At 73.4% G+C, this 18,131-nt stretch carries 13 protein-coding genes; 8 read left to right on the top strand and 5 right to left on the bottom strand.

Annotated elements, in window-relative coordinates; translation table 11 throughout:
- Nucleotides 1-12: 12 nt before the first annotated feature.
- A complete protein-coding gene (locus tag LWC35_RS21285; protein WP_232871936.1) occupies nucleotides 13-2,586 on the bottom strand; it encodes an ATP-binding protein in 2,574 nt (857 codons plus the stop codon).
- A 184-nt stretch (nucleotides 2,587-2,770) separates the two neighbouring features.
- Between LWC35_RS21285 and LWC35_RS21280 the strand changes: the two genes are divergently transcribed.
- The 7 genes from LWC35_RS21280 to LWC35_RS21250 all read left to right on the top strand — a co-directional run bounded on the left by LWC35_RS21280 (nucleotide 2,771) and on the right by LWC35_RS21250 (nucleotide 10,944).
- On the top strand, nucleotides 2,771-3,325 hold the full coding sequence (locus LWC35_RS21280; RefSeq protein WP_232871935.1) for an OsmC family protein: 555 nt from the start codon (nucleotides 2,771-2,773) through the stop codon (nucleotides 3,323-3,325).
- A 2-nt stretch (nucleotides 3,326-3,327) separates the two neighbouring features.
- Complete coding sequence (locus tag LWC35_RS21275; protein ID WP_232871934.1) at nucleotides 3,328-4,551, top strand: NAD(P)-binding domain-containing protein; 1,224 nt, start codon at nucleotides 3,328-3,330, stop codon at nucleotides 4,549-4,551.
- A gap of 11 nt (nucleotides 4,552-4,562) precedes the next feature.
- Nucleotides 4,563-4,946 carry a nuclear transport factor 2 family protein gene (locus LWC35_RS21270; protein WP_232871933.1) on the top strand — a complete coding sequence of 128 codons (384 nt, stop codon included), beginning with the start codon at nucleotides 4,563-4,565 and terminating at the stop codon, nucleotides 4,944-4,946.
- Nucleotides 4,927-6,150 carry a cytochrome P450 family protein gene (locus LWC35_RS21265; protein WP_232871932.1) on the top strand — a complete coding sequence of 408 codons (1,224 nt, stop codon included), beginning with the start codon at nucleotides 4,927-4,929 and terminating at the stop codon, nucleotides 6,148-6,150. The genes LWC35_RS21270 and LWC35_RS21265 overlap by 20 nt, the downstream gene beginning before the upstream one ends.
- A gap of 358 nt (nucleotides 6,151-6,508) precedes the next feature.
- Nucleotides 6,509-6,802 (top strand): isoamylase early set domain-containing protein, encoded by a 294-nt coding sequence (locus LWC35_RS21260; RefSeq protein ID WP_269804543.1) that lies wholly within the window; start codon nucleotides 6,509-6,511, stop codon nucleotides 6,800-6,802.
- 452 nt (nucleotides 6,803-7,254) lie between these two features.
- Nucleotides 7,255-9,870 (top strand): rifamycin-inactivating phosphotransferase, encoded by a 2,616-nt coding sequence (rph, locus tag LWC35_RS21255; protein WP_232871930.1) that lies wholly within the window; start codon nucleotides 7,255-7,257, stop codon nucleotides 9,868-9,870.
- Nucleotides 9,871-10,122: 252 nt separating this feature from the next.
- Nucleotides 10,123-10,944, top strand: coding sequence for an IclR family transcriptional regulator (locus LWC35_RS21250; RefSeq protein ID WP_232871986.1), 822 nt, complete (start codon nucleotides 10,123-10,125; stop codon nucleotides 10,942-10,944).
- Between the two features lie 12 nt (nucleotides 10,945-10,956).
- Here the strand turns inward: LWC35_RS21250 and LWC35_RS21245 are convergent, their stop codons facing one another.
- The 4 genes from LWC35_RS21245 to LWC35_RS21230 all read right to left on the bottom strand — a co-directional run bounded on the left by LWC35_RS21245 (nucleotide 10,957) and on the right by LWC35_RS21230 (nucleotide 17,311).
- Entirely contained in the window at nucleotides 10,957-11,313 is a 357-nt protein-coding gene (locus tag LWC35_RS21245; RefSeq protein ID WP_232871929.1) for a hypothetical protein, read from the bottom strand.
- A gap of 229 nt (nucleotides 11,314-11,542) precedes the next feature.
- Nucleotides 11,543-12,430 (bottom strand): polysaccharide deacetylase family protein, encoded by an 888-nt coding sequence (locus tag LWC35_RS21240; RefSeq protein ID WP_232871928.1) that lies wholly within the window; start codon nucleotides 12,428-12,430, stop codon nucleotides 11,543-11,545.
- A 142-nt stretch (nucleotides 12,431-12,572) separates the two neighbouring features.
- Nucleotides 12,573-13,124, bottom strand: a complete 552-nt coding sequence (locus tag LWC35_RS21235) for a response regulator (protein WP_232871927.1) — start codon at nucleotides 13,122-13,124, stop codon at nucleotides 12,573-12,575.
- Nucleotides 13,121-17,311: a HAMP domain-containing protein gene (locus LWC35_RS21230; protein ID WP_232871926.1), complete on the bottom strand. Its 4,191-nt coding sequence runs from the start codon at nucleotides 17,309-17,311 to the stop codon at nucleotides 13,121-13,123. The genes LWC35_RS21235 and LWC35_RS21230 overlap by 4 nt, the downstream gene beginning before the upstream one ends.
- Before the next feature lie 96 nt (nucleotides 17,312-17,407).
- Here LWC35_RS21230 and LWC35_RS21225 point away from each other — a divergent pair.
- The coding region (locus tag LWC35_RS21225) for an ATP-binding protein (RefSeq protein ID WP_232871925.1) at nucleotides 17,408-18,131 on the top strand (724 nt) is incomplete at its 3' end.

The following is an 18,131-nucleotide window of genomic DNA, read 5'->3' as shown; positions in this document are numbered from 1 at the left end:
GGCCGCCGCGGCTCAGCCGTTGCGCGCCGTGACGCGCACCGCGGCGCGGCGGTTGTCCACCCCCAGCTTGTCGAGCACCGCGCTGACGTGGTGGTTCACGGTCTTCACCGACAGGACCAGCCGGGTGGCGATCTCGGCGTCCGTCAGCCCCTCGCGCAGCAGCGAGAGGACCTCGAGCTGGCGAGCGGTGAGGCCGGCCGGGTTCGACCGGGTCTCGGCCCGAGGGCCCCGCGGCACCCGCTGCACGCCGGAGGCACGCAGCTTCGCCCGGATCCGGGCCGCCAGGGGATCGGCGCCCAGCCCGACGGCGAGGTCGAGCGCGGTGAGCAGTGCCTGCTCCTCGTCGGAGTCGGCGAGGGCGTGCGCGCGTTCGAACGGGCACCCCGACCGCTCCCACATCGCCGCCGCGGCCCGCCACTCGCCCGCCGCGGCCAGGGCGTAGGGGTCCTCCGGCTCGGGGGCACCGGTCCCGGCCGGGTCGAGAGCGCCCGCGCGGACCAGCCAGAACCCGAGTTCGCTCGCCACCTGTGCCAGGCCCAGCCGCTGCGCGAGCGCCCGGGCCTCCTGCAGCGGCACCACGACATCGGCCCACTCGCCGGTCAGCTCGGCGTGCTCGGCCAGCGCGCACGCGGCCGGGGCGACGTGCTGCACCATGCCGCACGTCTCCGCGACGGTCCACAGCTCGCCCAGCACCGGCACGGCCTGCGGGAGGCGGCCCCGCCGCAGGTGCAGGAGGGCCTCGGTCTGCAGGGCGTGGACGCCGGTGATGCCCCTGCCCTCCGGCTGGGCCAGCACCCACCCGGCCCTCCGGTGCGCGCCGCGCCAGTCCCCGTCGGCGAGGTCGTGGGCCGCCTGCAGGCCGCGCAGGTACTGCAGGGGCCCCAGGACGTCGCGGGACTGCAGGTAGTCGATGCCCTCATCGATCCATCGGCGGGCCGCCCGGTCGCGGCGCAGGGCGGCGCCGGTGGCCAGGCCTTGGTAGGCCATGCCGGCGTCGAGGTGCAGCCCCGCCGTCCGGGCGCGCTCCAGGCAGTCCCGCAGCAGGGCGTCGTCGGCGTCGAGCAGCGCGTTCAGCAGGCCGATGCGGCCCTGGACGTGACCGAGCGCGGCCGGGTCGGCGCAGTCCTTCGCGAGGGCGACGGCGCGGTCGGCCGTGCGCGCGGCCTCCTCACGCCGGCCGCCGTAGAGCCCGATCCGCAGGGCCAGGTCGCTGTAGGCCATGGCGCGCTCCGGACCGGGCGGCTGGTCCTCCAGCACCTCCAGCGCCGCGGCGAGCCGGCGTTCCATGTCGTCGCGGCGCCCCCGCAACCAGGACAGCTGGCTGAGCCGGCGCAGGTTGCGTCCGATCCCCGACGGCTCGCCCCGCGCCTCGCGCAGGGCCAGCGCCCGTTCGGCGGCCTGCAGCGCCTCGCCGATGTGGCACGTGGTCGACGCCTCGAGCGTGAACGCCTCCAGCAGGTCGGCCCGCTCGGCGTCGGGGTAGCGGTCGCCCAGCTCCAGTGCCCGCCGGTAGTGCGCGGTGGCCTCGCGGTGCGCACCGGCCGCGGCGGCCGCGCGCGCCGCGAGCGGAGCGACCTCGGCGAGTGTGTCGAGGTCCGCGGCACGCTCGGCGTGGTGCACCAGCCGGGCGGGGTCGGCGCCGCTCGCCCGCAGGGCCGCCAGCACCTGGGCGTGCAGCCCGCGCGCCCGGGAGGCGGGCAACGCCTCCTCGACCGCGCGCCGGGCGAGCTCGTGCCGGAACGCCAGGCCGTCGCCCTGCCACTCGACCACCCCGCGTTCCTCGGCGGCCGCCGCCCGCTCCGGCCAGCCCGGGCACAGGACGTCGAGCAGCGTGGCCTCCGTCCGGGCCGGGACGACGGCGAGCAGGTCGAGCAGCGCGCGGGTGGGGGAGGGGAGCCGCGCCACCCGTGCCAGCACCGCGTGGCTCACCGAGGCGGGCGTGCCCTCGTGCTCGGCGGCGAGCAGCTCGCTGACGAAGAACGGGTTGCCCCCGGTCGAGGCGTGCACCCGCCGCCCCGCCTCCGGGTGCCCCGCGAGCCGCATCACCGCGTCCGCCGACAGCGGGGCGAGCTGGATCCGCACCGCGGCCGGGGTGCGCAGTCCGCCCAGCACGCGGTGCAGCGGCGCCTCGACCGGGACGTCGTCGTCGCGGTAGGTGAGCACGAGCAGCGCCGGCAACCGCTCGATGCGGCGGGTCAGGAAGGCCAGCGCGTCGAGGCTCGCGTCGTCCGCCCAGTGCACGTCCTCCACCACGACCACGGTGACCGCGCGGCTCGCGAGCTCGTCGAGCAGCGCGGTGAACACCGCCTGCACGTCGCCCTCCGCCAGGGCGCGGGCCAGCGCCGGACCGGCCTGGCGGCCCAGGTCGTGGACCGGGCCCAGCGGGCGCGGGGTCAGCAGGTCGTCGCAGGCGCCCTCGCGCACCACGACATCGGAGTCCAGCCCGGCCAGGAACGCCCGCACCACCGACGTCTTGCCGAGCCCGGCGCCCCCGCTGACGACCGCGACGCGCCCCCGACCGCGCTGCGCCGCCGCGAGCGCGCCGTCCAGGTCGGCGAGCGCCTCCTCCCGTTCCAGCAGTGGCATGACGCGGGAACGTACGCCCGGCGCGTCCTGGGTGGACACGGCCGAAGTGCCCGATCTGGGCATCGGCACCCGGCCGGTATGGGTAGTGGCCCGGGGCCGAGATGGGTGGCGTTCCCGACGCGTCGCACCCCGGCCCGCTCCTAGCGTTCCGGCTGTTCGCAGGACCGATCCGAAGGAGCACACCATGACCACGTCCGTCGTCGACAACGGCGTCAACGTCGCCGCCCTGCTCGGGGCCCGGGAGGCGTTCGCCGACGCACCGGAGATCGCCCGGTTCCAGTGGCGGTCGAGCGTCTCCTGGGTGCACGGCACGCACAGCACGGCCGAGGTGGACACGTTCGCCGGCTTCGGCGACGCACAGCGGCACTCCCGGACGTTCACCTTCGACGTCGACCACCCGCTGCAGTTCGCCGCCGAGGACCACGGCATCACACCGGTGGAGTACGTGCTGGTCGCCCTCGGGGGCTGCCTGACCGCGGGCGTCGCGGCCGTCGCGCAGCAGCGCGGCATCCAGCTGCGCTCGGTACGCGCCGAGGTCAGCGCGGAGATGGACCTGCACGGCATCCTCGGCGCCGACCCGGAGGTCCGCAACGGCTTCAGCGGGGTGCGGGTCGACTACCACGTCGACGCCGACGCCGACCGCGCGGACATCGAGGCGCTGGTGGCGCAGTCGCAGAAGCGTTCGGCGGTCTACGACATCATGACCAACCCCACCGCCGTCACGGTGTCGGTGAGCTGACCGTGCGGCACGCGACGACGGTGGTGATCGGGGCCGGCCACTGCGGCCTGGCCGTGAGCCGCTGCCTCGCCGCGCACTCGGTGGACCACGTCGTCCTCGAGCGTGGCGAGGTGGCGCACTCGTGGCGCACCCAGCGGTGGGACTCGCTGCGCCTGCTCACGCCGAGCTGGATGACCCGGCTGCCCGGGAACACCTACCGCGGCGACGACCCGGACGGCTACCTCTCCGTGCCCGAGGTGATCCGCTTCCTGGGGGAGTACGCGACCGGGGCACCGGTGCTCACCGGGGTGGCCGTGACCTCGGTGCAGCCCCTCGACCAGGGATACCTGGTGCGCACGGACCGGGGCGCGTGGAGGGCGCGGACCGTCGTCGTGGCGACCGGGGGGTCCGCCGCGGCGGCCCGGCCGTCCGTGCCCCTGCCACCGGGGATCCCCACGGTGACCGCAGCGGGCTACCGCAATCCCGGCCAACTCCCCGACGGGGGTGTGCTGGTCGTGGGGGCCTCGGCGAGCGGGATCCAGATCGCCGAGGAGCTGTCCCGCTCCGGGCGGCCGGTGACCCTGGCCGTGGGCGAGCACGTGCGGCTCCCGCGCACCTACCGGGGCCGCGACGTCCTGTGGTGGATGGACGCGTCGGGCCTGCTCGACGAGCGCTGGGACGCGGTCCCGGACCTGGTCCGGGCGCGGAACCTGCCGTCGATGCAGCTCGTCGGCGCACCGCGCACCCTCGACCTCGACGTGCTGCGCCGGCAGGGGGTGGCGCTCGTCGGCCGGCTCGCCGGTGCCCGGGACGACACGGTGCAGTTCTCCGGGTCGCTGGCCAACGTGTGCGCGTTGGCCGACCTCAAGCTGGGCCGGCTTCTGGACATGTTCGACGCGTGGGCGGACCGGGCGGGCGTCGAGGCGGAGGCGCCGCAGCGCTTCGCACCGACCGCGGTGCCCGCGCCGGTGCTGTCCGCGCAGCTGGGCCGTGGGGGGATCGAGAGCGTCGTGTGGGCCACCGGCTTCCGCCCGGACCTGTCGTTCCTGGAGGTGCCGGTGTTCGACCGCCGGGGCCGGATCGTGCACGACGGCGGTGTGACCGCCGCACCCGGCCTCTACGTCATGGGGCTGCCGTTCCTGCGGCGCCGGAAGTCGACGCTGATCGACGGCGCCGACGGCGACGCCCGCGCGCTCACCGCCCACCTCGTCGACCACCTGGACACGCTCGCCCGACGGGCGAGCTGAGAGGACCCGGTATGCGCCCTCACCCCGTTGCCGCCGAGGTCGGTGCACTGGTCGCCGCGCGCGACCCGGAGCGGCTGGCCACGGTGTTGACCGAGACCGTGCGGCTGCGCGCCCTCCTGCCCGGTGGCCCGATCGAGGTCCACGGACGCGAGGAGGTCGCCGCCCGCTTCCAGGCCTTCTTCGCCGGCTTCGACACCGTGCAGCTCGTGGAGGCGACGGGCGAGGGCGTCGCCGATCGCCTGCTCGTCCACTACCGCCTGCACGTGGCCCGGGGCACCACCCGCTGGGTCTGCACGCAGACCGCGATCGGCAAGACGGTCGACGGGCTGCTGGCCGTCATCGACCTGTTGTGCTCCGGCTTCCGGGAGGTTCTCGATGAGCACGTCGCTGCGTGATCCCGCGCTCGACGCGTGGGGCGACCCCGCGCACTACGACCGGGACGACCCGTTCCCGTTGTTCGCCCGCGTCCGGGCGTCCGGTCCGGTGCACGAGGTACGCCTGGCCGACGGCCACACCGCGTGGCTGGTCGTCGGGCACGCCGAGGCACGGGCGGCACTCACCGACCCGCGCCTGTCCAAGGACATGCACGCGGCGCTGGCCCGCAGCGGCGAGGTCGTCGCGGAGGGTCTGCCCGGTCCGGCGCTGGCCCGGCACATGCTCGCCGTCGACCCGCCCGATCACACCCGGCTGCGCCGGATGGCGACCCCGGCGTTCACCCGACGTCGGGTGGAACGGCTGGAGGAGCGGGTCCGCGCGATCGTGCGAGGCCTGCTCGACGGCCTGGCGGGCTGCGACGGGGTCGTCGACCTCGTCGCCGGGTTCGCGTTCCCGTTGCCGTTCACGGTCATCTGCGAGCTGCTCGGGATCCCGCAGCCCGATCGCGCCGCCCTCGGGCGGTGGTTCCGGACCCTGCTCGCCCCGGACCAGGGGCCGGACGCCGTCGCCGCGTCCGAGTCGATCGTCGGCTACCTGTCCGGGCTGCTCGACCGCAAGCGCGCCGAGCCGGCCGAGGACCTCGTCACCGATCTCGTCGTCGCCGCGGGGGACGGCGCGCTCACCCGCCAGGAGATGCTGTCGACGATCTTCCAGCTGGTCGTCGCCGGGCACGACACGACCACCGGCCTCATCGGCAACGCCACCGTGGCGCTGCTGCGCCACCCGGGCCAGCGCGACGCGTTGGTCGCCGACCCGGAACTGGCGTCCCGGGTGGTCGAGGAGACCATGCGGTGGGACGCCCCGGTGCCGCACTCGACGTTCCGCTACACCACGGAGGAGATCCGGATCGGCGACGTCGCGGTCCCCGCGTACGCGCAGGTCATCGTGTCGCTGGCGGCGGCGAACCGGGATCCGGCCCGCTACCGCGACCCGGACACCTTCGACGTCTTCCGTGACGACGGCGGTCACCTCGCGCTCGGCCACGGCATCCACCATTGCCTCGGCGCGCCGCTCGCCCGGATGGAGGGGCGCATCGCGCTCGGCGCGCTGCACACCCGCTTCCCGTCGATGCGGCTGGCCGTGGACCCGACCGAGCTCCGTTGGGGGCACGGGGACGGTCTGGTGCTCCGCGGCCTGTCCGCGCTGCCCGTGGTGCTGGGGTGAGCGGCAGGGACGTCGCTCGCGACCGACCGCCTCCGCTCAGGACGAGCGGTGGTCGTCCAGGGTGTTCCTCGCCCGGCGGTGCACGTCGGCGCCGGCTACCGGCTGGGGATCGACGGCGCCCTGCGCGCCGCCCACCGGGAGGGTGTGGTGGTGTGGTGCGGGTGCTGCCTCGGCCCTCGACCCTCCGACCGGGTTGCTCGCGGACGAGGTTGTGGAACGCGCGGGTGCCACGCCCGTTGCCGAGCGGCCGATGCCGCCGGACGCGTGATGTTCACCAGCGGGGCGTGTGTCGCTCGCCCCGCCGGAGGCGGTCCCACTTTAGGGTTCTCCCTCGGAGTTTTCCTGCTCGGGAGGTCGAATGCTGAGGCGTTCTCCGCTGTTCGGAGGCAAGAATCGTGTGACGTTCAGCCTGCCCGCGCACGAACCCGGCGGACAGGTGAGCGTGGTGGGCGATTTCAACGCCTGGGAGCCGGGGCGGCACGAGCTGGTCCGCCGCCGCAACGGCACCCGCAGTGTGTCGGTCGTGCTCCCGCCCGGCGCCCACCGCTTCCGCTACCTCGCCACGGGCGGGATCTGGCTCGACGACGACACCGCGGACTTCGTCGACGCCGGTGGGAGCTGGGTCCGGGTGCAGCCGCGCAAGCCCGCATAGCCCGGCCGACGCACGGGCCCGCGCGCCGCGGGTCGAGGCCCCTGGACGCGTCGCCGGGCCAGAACGCTTCTGCCGCATTCGTGATCTCGCGGAAAAAACCGATGTCGCAGATTCGGGGATCGGTCGAGAAGACGCTTCCCAGAGTTGGTCCAGGCGGTTCTTTCTGTCATTACCTGCGTCTTTGCTGCCCATTCGGAAGGAGGGCAACCGGCGCGTCCCGAGAGAGTCGGCAGGACGACGGAGGAGACACGGCAGCCGGGAGACGTCGAGCGCGCGTCGTGGCGGAGGACCGTCGGGTCGCGCGGGCGAATCGATCTCTGTCCCACTTCAACGTATAGCGCCCCGGGGGGCTTGCCACAAGACCCGGTGGGTGCCGCAGACTCTGCGGCCGTCACCGTGATCCGCCCTGCGCGGACGGTGGCTGCAGTCGACGAAGGTGGGGGGAAGCTGTGGTGGGTAGCGGCAGTGGCGCGGCGACATCGGTCGCGCTCGGTCGTCCCGTGCTGGAGTTCGAGCAGATCGACCGTGGCCGGATCGGGCTGGTCGGCGGGAAGGGCGCGCACCTGGGTGAGCTCTCGCGGATCGAGGGCGTCGACGTGCCGCCCGGCTTCTGCGTGACGACGGAGGCCTTCCGGCGGGTGACGGCGGGGGCGCCGGCGTTCGAGGAGCGGCTCGATCGGTTGTCGCGCCTGGACCCGGACGACCGGGACGCGATCGCCGCGTCGAGCGCCGAGATCCGCGAGGTCGTCGCGACCCTTCCCGTTCCCGACGACCTCGCGACAGCCGTCACCGGCCCGCTCCGCGACGGGACCGCCTACGCCGTCCGGTCCAGCGCGACGGCCGAGGACCTTCCCACGGCCTCGTTCGCGGGCCAGCAGGACACGTACCTGAACGTGGTGGGCGCCGCGGCCGTCCTCGACCACGTCCGGCGGTGCTGGGCCTCGCTGTTCACCGAGCGGGCCGTGGTCTACCGCCTGCGCGGCGGCGTCGAGCACCGGCAGGTCCGCATGGCGGTCGTCGTGCAGGAGATGGTCGTCCCGGACGCGTCGGGTGTGCTGTTCACGGCCGACCCCGTGACGTCGAACCGGCGGGTGACCAGCGTCGAGGCAGTCCTCGGGCTCGGCGAGGCGCTGGTCTCCGGCCAGGTGAACGCCGACCGCTTCACGGTGCGCGACGGCGCCGTCGTCGACCGGGCGATCGCCTCGAAGCAGTGGGCGGTGCGGGCCTCGGCGGGTGGCGGGACCCGGCCTCGGGAGGTGGCACCGCAGGCCCGACACGAGCCGGCGCTGACCGACGAGCAGGTGCTGCGCCTCGCGGAGCTGGGGCGCCGCATCGAGGCGCACTTCGGCTGCCCGCAGGACATCGAGTGGTGCCTGGCCGGAGACGACGTCCGGATCGTGCAGAGCCGCCCGATCACCACCCTGTTCCCCGTCCCGCCGACCGCCGACGGCGGCGCCCACGTCTACCTCTCCGTGGGCCACCAGCAGATGATGACCGACCCGCTGAAGCCGCTCGGGCTCTCGTTCTGGCAGATGACGACCCCGCGGCCGATGGCCGAGGCCGGCGGGCGGCTGTTCGTCGACGCCACCCCGATGCTGGCCTCGGCGGCCGGTCGGCAGAACCTGCTGGAGGCCATGGGCCGGTCCGACCCGCTCATGGCGGACGCGCTGCGGACCGTCGTGGACCGCGGCGACCTCGTCGGGGAGCCGACCGCGGACGCCGGGATGCGGGCCGTCCCCCCGACGGAACCGGTCGACCCCGACCCGGCCGTCGTCGAGGAGCTGATCGCACGGACCCGGGCGTCGTTGGCCGTCCTCGACCGCGAGATCCGGACCCGTCAGGGTCCGGACCTGCTCGACTTCGTCCGCGAGGACCTCCAGGAGCTGCGGCGGCTGCTGTTCGACCCGGTCAGCCACCGGGTGTTCATGACGGCGATGAACGCGGCGTGGTGGCTCGAGGAGCACCTGCGCGAGTGGCTGGGGGAGGAGGGCGCGGCCGACACGCTCACCCAGTCCGTCCCGAACAGCATCACCTCGGAGATGGGGCTGGCACTGCTCGACGTCGCCGACGTCGTCCGCTCGCACCCGGAGGTGGTGGAGTTCCTGCGGGGGGTCTCCGACGACCACTTCCTCGACGACCTGCCCCGGGTCGCGGGCGGGCGCGAGGCGCGGGACGCGATCCGCGGCTACCTCGACACCTACGGCATGCGGTGCGCCGGCGAGATCGACATCACGAGGCCCCGGTGGAGCGAGCAGCCCAGCGTCCTGGTCCCCGTGCTGCTCGGTCACGTCGAGCACGCCGAGCCCGGAGCGAGCCGCCGGCGCTTCGAGCAGGGGCGGCAGGAGGCGTGGGACAAGGAGCAGGACCTGCTCGCCCGGCTGCGGGCCCTGCCCGACGGGGAGCGGCGGGCGACCGAGACGAAGACGATGATCGACCGCCTGCGGACCTTCATCGGGTACCGCGAGTACCCCAAGTTCGGCATGGTCAGCCGCTACCTGCGCTACAAGCAGGCACTGTTGCGCGAGGCCGACCGCCTGGTGCGCGACGGCGTCGTGGCCGACCGGGAGGACGTCTTCTTCCTGCGGTTCGAGGAGCTCGAGGAGGCCGTCCGGACCGGATGTGCCGACGGGGAGCTCATCATGCGGCGCAAGGCCGAGTACCGCGGGTACCAGGCGCTCACGCCGCCGCGGGTGATCACGTCGGACGGCGAGGCGCTCTCCGGGGCCTACCGGCGCGACGACCTCCCGCCCGGGGCGCTGGCCGGGCTCGCGGTGTCCGCCGGAACCGTCGAGGGGCGCGCCCGCGTGGTCCTGGACATGGCGCAGGCCGACCTCGACACCGACGACATCCTGGTCACCGCCTACACCGACCCCAGCTGGTCACCCGTGTTCGTCACGATCAAGGCGCTGGTGACGGAGGTGGGCGGCCAGATGACCCACGGCGCGGTGGTCGCCCGGGAGTACGGCCTCCCCGCCGTGGTGGGGGTCGAGCGGGCCACCCGGCTGATCCGGGACGGTCAGCGGATCCGGGTGAACGGGACCAGCGGGTACGTCGAGATCCTGAGCTGAGGTGCGCGGCCCGGGGCCGCCGGGCGCGGGCGCCGCCGGCGGGCTCGCGCAGGATGCGCCCCCCGGCCCGAAACGCCGCACGTCCACCAGCTCGAGCAGGGCGGCGACGGCGACGCCTAGGCTGTAGGGCGGACGGCCTCTCCCCGGTCCTGCGCGGCCGGAGAGGGCGGCCCGAGGCTCGCGCCGGCGCGTCAGCATCGCGACCGGCGCAGCCGACCTGGACGAAGCCTTGGGGACGGCAACGTGGACGAGATGGCACACGGAGCGGGAAGCGTCGCGACGGTTGCGAACGCCGAGTCGCCGGAGGCGACGGCCGCCGAGGAGCAGCCCGGGCAGAGCAGTCCCCGCGACAGCCGTGACCTGCAGGTCATCTCCCGCTTCACCCGCGTGCTCCAGCTGTTCGACCACGAGCGCTCGCGGATCGACCTGGCCACCGCGACCAGCGAGCTGGGGCTCAACCGCTCCACCACCTACCGCTACCTGACGGCGATGGTCAAACACGGGTTGCTCTCGCACACCACCGGGCAGGGCTACTCGCTCGGGCCGACGCTCTCGCGGGTCGGCCTGCTCGCCCTCGATCGCCTTCCGCTGCTGGACCGGGCAGGCCCGGTGATGCAGGCGTTGTCCGAGACGGCGCACGAGACCTCGACCCTGTCGGTCTGGGGCGGCAGCGGGCCGCTGGTCGCCCGCGTCCACGACGAGCAGAGCCGCTTCATCCGGATCTCCGTCCCCGTGGGGTCGACGCTGCCGATCGCCAGCGCCCAGGGCCAGGTCTTCCTCGCCCACCTCGAGGACCAGCGGGCCCTCGACCGGGCGCTGGCGGCCGTGACGGACAGGGAGCGCGCCGCGCTGCTGGCCCGCAGGTCCGAGATCCGGAGAGCCGGACTGGCGTTCAGCGACGCCTCCGCCGACGGACTGCGCTGCATCGCCGTCCCCGTGTACGGCGTGAACAACGCGATCACCGCCACGCTGTCCCTCATCGGCACGCTGCACCGCATGCCGCGGGACCTCGACGATCCCCGGGTGCACGCGCTCCGTCGCGCCGCGGCCGAGCTCTCGCAACCCGTGCTCTAGCCGGGCGGCGGTCTACTCGGGCCGACCCTGCCAGGCCTGGTCGACGTGCTCCTGCGCCCGGTCGAGGGCCGCCTGCGCCGCAGCGCGGGGTGCGTCCGCAGCGAGCCGCTGCGCCGCCTCGGCCTTGCGATGGTCGGTGAGCGCGTGCGTGACGGTCAGCCGGTGCACCCCGAGCGCCTTCGCCATCTCGTTCGGGTCGACGCCCGCGTCGTTCAGCGCGGCGAAACAGGCGTCGCGCTCGTGCTGCGCCGCCTCGACCTCGGCCAGCGCCGTGTTGAGGCGCGCCTGTCGGGCGACCAGCTCCGCGCGCTGCTCGTCGGTGAGGGGCAGGCCAGGGGTCCGGCCCAGGTCGTCTTCGTTGTCGGCCATGCCGGGGATCGTAGAGCGAAGGAGGCGTGCTGCACCGGTCCTGACCGGGCAGGGCCGAGCTGTCGACCTCGGCCGATGCCATCACCCACCGGTCCCCGCACACCAAGAGCACGGCGGACTTCGTGCCGTGCAGGTTGAGGTGGGCCGTGCTCGGTGACACCGCGCGGCCGCCGGCACCTCCGGCGCACCCGGTTGCTCCTCGACCGTCCTTTCCTTCGCAGGAGCGGGATCAGGCGGACTCGCGGGGACGGCGTTCCGCGAAGTCGCGGGCGAGGTCCTCCATGAAGGCGAACTCGACGCCGTCGTGACCCTGGATGTGGTCGAAGAGCCGCTCGAGCATGAGCAGGTTCTGCGGGCGTCCGGAGACGTCGGGGTGGATGGTGAGGGGGAAGACGGCGTAGTCCATCTCCCGATGGACCCAGTCGAACTGGTCCTTCCACAGCTGCTCGATGTCCCGAGGGCTGACGAAGCCGTGGCTGTTGGGGCTGGACTTGACGAACATCATCGGCGGCAGGTCGTCGAGGTACCACGACGCCGGGATCTCGATGAGGTCGGTCGCCCGGCCTCGGATCAGCGGCTTCATCCACTCGGCGGCGGAGTCCGCCTCGTAGTCGATCTTCGTCCACGTGTCGCCGACGCGCACGTAGTACGGGGTGTGGTCGTCGTGCATCAGCGAGTGGTCGTAGAGGAACCCGCGCTCGAGCAGGATCTCGTTGGTGACCGCGGAGAACTCCCACCACGGCGCGACGTAGCCGACCGGCCGCCTGCCGGAGCGTCGCTCGATGAGGTCGGTGCAGTAGTCGAGGATCTCGGTCTCCTGCTCGCGGGTCATCGCAATCGGGTTCTCGTGGCTGTAGCCGTGCACCCCGATCTCGTGTCCGGCGGCGACGACCTCGTCGAACTGCTCGGGGAACGTCTCCACGGAGTGGCCGGGCCAGAACCAGGTCACCGGCATGTCGCGCCGTCGGGCGAGCTGGAGCAGGCGGGGCACGCCGACCTCGCCCGCGAAGAGGCCGCGGGAGATGTCCCCCGGGGAGTCCTCACCGCCGTAGGAGCCGAGCCAGCCGCCGACGGCGTCGACGTCGATGCCGACGGACACGAAGATCTTCTTGGGCATGGTGCCTCCTTGCGGTGGTGGGGGATGGAGGTCCCGGAGGTGGTCGCCGAGGTCAGGCCGGCCGCCGAGGTGCCGTCGGAGAGCAGGAGCGCGGCGCGGGGGGATGTCGGCGTCCCTCGTCAGCCGCTGCGGACAGGCCGCGCTACCAGGGCTGCTCGTCGCGCAGCGCGCCGAGGGCACCCCGCAGGCGTTCCACGAGCGCGGACGCGGCGGGGTCGGCAGGCCCGGCGCCGTCGAGCAGCTCCAGTGCCTCGTCCACGCCCTTGCGCAGCGCGTCCCGCTCGGCGGCGCGTTCGGCGAGCTCGGCGTGCAGCAGGTACAGATCGACGAACACGGCCACCTTCGACCGCAGGACCCACGGGTCGAAGGGTTTGGTGAGGTAGTCCACCGCGCCTGCCTGGTAGCCGCGGAAGGCGAGGTGGGCGTCGTAGTCCGCAGCGGTGAGGAACAGGATCGGGATGTGCCGGGTCCGCTCCCGCTGCTTGACGTGCTTGGCGGTCTCGAAGCCGTCCATCCCGGGCATGTGGGCGTCGAGGAGTATCACCGCGAAGTCCTTGACGAGCAGCTGCTTGAGCGCATCCTCACCGCAGGTGACCGCCACGATCTCGACCGGGAGTCCTTCCAGGATCGCCTGGAGCGCGAGCAGGTTCTCCCGCCGGTCGTCGACCGCGAGGACCCGGACCGGTGCGCTCATGCCGGCTCGCCGCCCGCACGGGTCGTCGCGTCCCCGTTGCCGGCCACCCACGACGCCATGATCGCGAGCAGCTCGTCGAGGTCGACGGGCTTGGTGACGTAGTCGGTGGCGCCCGCGGCCAGGCTGGACTCCCGGTCGCCGGGCATCGCCTTCGCCGTCAGGAAGACGATCGGCAGGTCCTCACCCTGCGGGAGTTCCCGGATCCGGCGGGTGGTCGCGTTGCCGTCGAGGTCGGGCATCATCGCGTCCATCAGCACGATCCGGACCTCGGGGTGCTCGCTGAGCAGGGCGATGCCGTCGAGACCGTTGTCCGCGTAGAGGACCTCGAGACCGTGCAGCTCCAGCGCGCTGGTGAGGGCGAAGACGTTGCGGACGTCGTCGTCGACGATGAGCACGGTGGTCCCGGACAGCTCCGGCGCCGGATGCACCGTGGCCGGTCGTGCGGCCCGCAGGATGGGCGCGCCCCGGTCGGCGCCGTCCGGCGGTGGCGCCTCGCCCGGGCGTCGGGCGGCCACACCGGACGCCGCCGGGGTGATCGTCGGACACTCGTCGGGCAGCAGCAGGGTGAACACGGACCCCGCGCCGGGCTCGGAGGACACCTCGATCTTGCCGCCCAGCAGCCGGGCCAGCTCCTTGGAGATCGACAGGCCCAGGCCGGTGCCCCCGTACTTCCGGCTGGTGGTGCCGTCGGCCTGCTGGAACGCTTCGAAGATCATGGCCAGCTTGTCGCCCGGGATCCCGATACCGGTGTCGCAGACCGCGAAGGTGAACACCGAACGGGCGCCGTCGAGCGAGGGCAGCCCGTAGAGCGTGCCGGGCGGGGCCAGGCCGACCCGCAGCGTGACGCCGCCGGCGTCGGTGAACTTGACGGCGTTGGCCAGGAGGTTGCGCAGGATCTGCTGGAGCCGTTGGGCGTCGGTCGTGATGGACGGGGGCAGCTCCGCCGCCGCTTCGACACGCAGCTCGAGGCCCTTGTCCTCGGCCTGCACGCCGAACGCCTGTTCCACGTCGGCCCACAGTTCGGCGAGCTGCACCGGGGCGGCCTCGACGTCCACGCGACCCGCCTCGATCTTGGACAGGTCCAGGATGTCCTCGATCAGGTGCAGCAGCTCCGACGCGGAGGCGTGGATCGTGCTGGCGAACTCGATCTGCTTCGGGGTCAGGTTCGAGTCCTGGTTGTCGGCGAGCAGCCGCGACAGCAAGAGCAGCGAGTTGAGCGGGGTGCGCAGCTCGTGGCTCATGTTCGCCAGGAACTCCGACTTGTACTGGCTGGCCAGCGCGAGCTGCTGCGCCTTCTCCTCGACGCCGCGCCGGGCCGCGTCGATCTCCAGGTTCTTGATCTCGACGTTGCGGTTCTGCTCCGAGAGCTGGAGGGCCTTCTCCTCCAGCTCGGCGTTGGTGCGCTGCAGCTCGGCGGACTGGTTCTGCAGCTCCGTGGTCAGCCGCTGGGACTGCGTGAGCAGCTGCTCGGTGCGCCGGCCCGCCTGGATGGTCGCGATGGCCACGCCGATCGTGGTGACCAGCCGCTCCAGGAAGGTCAGGTGCAGCGCCGAGAAGGGTGTGGTCGCGCCGAGCTCGATCACGCCCAGCGACTCGCCCTCGAACAGCACGGGAAGGACGACGACCGCCCCCGGCGCGGCGGTACCGGTCCCCGAGCGCACGTCCAGGTAGCCCGGAGGGAGGTCGGTGACGACGATGCTCTGTTTGCTCATCGCGGCCTGGCCGACCAGACCCTCCCCGGAGCGGAACTCCAGCGGCGGGTCCTCGGTCGGAACCGTGTACCCGCCGCACATCACCCAGCGGGCGGGGGCGCTCGCCTCCGCGGGGTCACCGGGTTCGGCGGCCAGGAAGAACGTGCCGACCTGGGCCCGGACCAGCGGCGCCACCTCGTCCATGATCATCTGACAGACGTCGCCGAGGTCGCGCTGACCCTGCAGCAGACCGCCGACGCGGGCGAGGTTGGAGTCGAGCCAGCCCTGCTCGGCGTTCTCCGCGGTGGTCTCGCGCAGTGCCGCGATCATCTGGTTGATGTTGTCCTTGAGCTCGGCGACCTCGCCGAGTGCCGCAACCTGGATCTGCTGGGTGAGGTCGCCACGGGCGACCGCGGTCGACACCGCCGAGATCGCGCGCAGCTGCGTGGTGAGCGTCCCGGCCAGCTGGTTGACGCTCTCGGTCAGGTCCCGCCAGGTGCCCGACACCCCGCGGACCTGGGCCTGCCCGCCCAGCTTGCCCTCGGTGCCGACCTCGCGGGCGACGCGGGTGACCTCGTCGGCGAACGAGGAGAGCTGGTCGACCATGGTGTTGACCGTGGATTTGAGCTCGAGGATCTCTCCGCGTGCGTCGACGGTGATCTTCTGGCTCAGGTCGCCGCGGGCGACCGCGGTGGTGACCTGGGCGATGTTGCGCACCTGCCCGGTCAGGTTGAACGCGAGCTGGTTGACGCTCTCGGTCAGGTCCCGCCAGGTGCCCGACACCCCGCGGACCTGGGCCTGGCCGCCGAGCTTGCCGTCGGTGCCGACCTCGCGGGCGACGCGGGTGACCTCGTCGGCGAAGGAGGAGAGCTGGTCGACCATGGTGTTGACCGTGGATTTGAGCTCGAGGATCTCTCCGCGTGCGTCGACGGTGATCTTCTGGCTCAGGTCCCCGCGGGCCACCGCGGTGGTCACCTGGGCGATGTTGCGCACCTGCCCGGTCAGGTTGAACGCCATGTAGTTGACGTTGTCGGTGAGGTTGCGCCAGGTGCCCGAGACGTTGGGTACCTGGGCCTGGCCGCCGAGCTTGCCCTCGGTGCCGACTTCGCGGGCGACGCGGGTGACCTCGTCGGCGAACGAGGAGAGTTGGTCGACCATGGTGTTGACGGTGGATTTGAGCTCGAGGATCTCTCCGCGTGCGTCGACGGTGATCTTCTGGCTCAGGTCCCCGCGGGCGACCGCGGTGGTGACCTGGGCGATGTTGCGCACCTGGGCGGTGAGGTTGTCGGCTAGCTGGTTGACGTTCTCGGTCAGGTCCCGCCAGGTGCCCGAGACGTTGGGTACCTGGGCCTGGCCGCCGAGCTTGCCCTCGGTGCCGACCTCGCGGGCGACGCGGGTGACCTCGTCGGCGAAGGACGAGAGCTGGTCGACCATGGTGTTGACCGTGGATTTCAGCTCGAGGATCTCTCCGCGTGCGTCGACGGTGATCTTCTGGCTCAGGTCCCCACGGGCCACCGCGGTGGCGACCTGCGCGATGCCGCGCACCTGTCCGGTGAGGTTGGCCGCCATCAGGTTCACCGCGTCGGTGAGGTTCTTCCAGGTGCCGGCGACGTCCGGGACCGCGGCCTGCCCGCCCAGCCGTCCCTCGGTGCCGACCTCGCGGGCCACCCGGGTGACCTCGTCGGCGAACAGCCGCAGCGTGTCCGTCAGCGAGTTGATCGTCTCGGCCAGCTCCGCGACCTCGCCCCGGGCGGACACGGTGATCTTGCGGGACAGGTCGCCCTCCGCGATGGCGGTGGCCGCCGAGGAGATCGAACGCACCTGGTTGGTGAGGTTGCTGGCCATCGTGTTGACCGAGTCGGTGAGCGCGCGCCAGGTTCCTGCGACGCCGCGCACGTCGGCCTGGCCACCGAGCCGGCCGTCCGTACCGACCTCGCGGGCCACCCGGGTGACCTCGTCGGCGAAGGAGGACAGCTGGTCGACCATCCTGTTCACCGTGCGGCCGATGCGGCGGAACTCGCCGCGGAGCCTGCGCCCCTCGATCTCCAGGGCCATGTGCTGGGAGAGGTCGCCCTCCGCGACCGCGTCCAGCACACGGGCGATCTCGGCGGTCGGGGCGGCCAGATCGTCGATGAGGGCGTTCACGGCCTGCACGCCCGCCGCCCACGCGCCGTCGTAGGACTCCTCGTCGAGCCGCTCGGACATCCGCCCCTCGCGGCCGACGACCCTGCTGATCCTCAGCAGGTCGCGGCTGTGCCGCTCCTGCAGCGCCACCAGCTCGTTGAACTGCTCGACGACCTCGCTCGCCGGCCCCTCGCGGCGGGCCAGGCGGACGTCGAAGCGACCGCGGCGCAGCTCGGCCAGGCCCTCGGCCAGCTCGACCAGGAACGCGCCGTCCTGGCCGGGGGAGGCCTCGCCGGAGGTGGCCCCGGGACCCACCACGGTCGTCTCGGGCTCTGCGGGGATCACCGGATGCGTGTGCCGTGTCGCCGTCATGACCGCCTCCCCCTGCCGACGGGGCCGCAGCGTAGCCCAGGCGCCCGGCCGGGAGGCCGGTTCCCACAACCGGACCGTCTGCAGCAGACTGCACGCGTGCCCGTTCAGCTCGAGCGGCGAATGCGCTTCCCACCCGACGTCCGGTCGATCAGACGCGCCCGTCGGATGATCCGCGACGCGCTGACCGAGGTGGCGAACGGTGGCCCGGCCGGGGACGGCTCCGACGTGCCGGACCTCGTCGACGACGTCGTCCTGCTGGCCAGCGAGCTGTGCGAGAACGCCGTGCTGCACGCCGGCACCGCGTTCGACCTGGCGGTGGAGGTCGGCGACGACGAGGTCACCGTGGCCGTGACCGACCGCGGCCCGGGAGCACTGGAGCTGCACCTCGCCGAGCCGCGGCAGCGCTACGGGCGAGCCGCCACCCACGGTCGCGGCCTGTCCCTGGTCGCGCGGCTGGCCACGACCTGGGGCACCCGGCACGACACCGACGGGCGGCACACGGTGTGGTTCGCCCTCGCCCGGCGAGCCGGACCCGGCGCCGAGCCCGCGCCGGCCCCGGCACCCGACCACGAGCGCACCTGGTCCGCGGCCGAGCAGGCCCGCTGGCTGCTGCACGTGCCGGCGTCCCTGGCGCGCCGGCTCGACGCCGTCGAGCTCACCCGGGAGCTGGCGGCGCGGCTGCGCGACCTGCTCGACGCTGCGGCCGTCGTCGTGGAGGTCGACCCCGGCGACGGCTCCGGGCCCCGCGAGCTGGCCCGCGCCGGCGTTCCCCCGCTCGACCCCCCGCACGACCCCCCGCTCGACCCCCCGCTCGACCCCC

The sequence above is a fragment of the Pseudonocardia kujensis genome (assembly GCF_021283305.1).
GTDB classification, from domain to species: domain Bacteria; phylum Actinomycetota; class Actinomycetes; order Mycobacteriales; family Pseudonocardiaceae; genus Pseudonocardia; species Pseudonocardia kujensis.
Note: the sequence above shows the minus strand (reverse complement) of the source record. Positions and strands in the feature narration are given on the sequence as shown.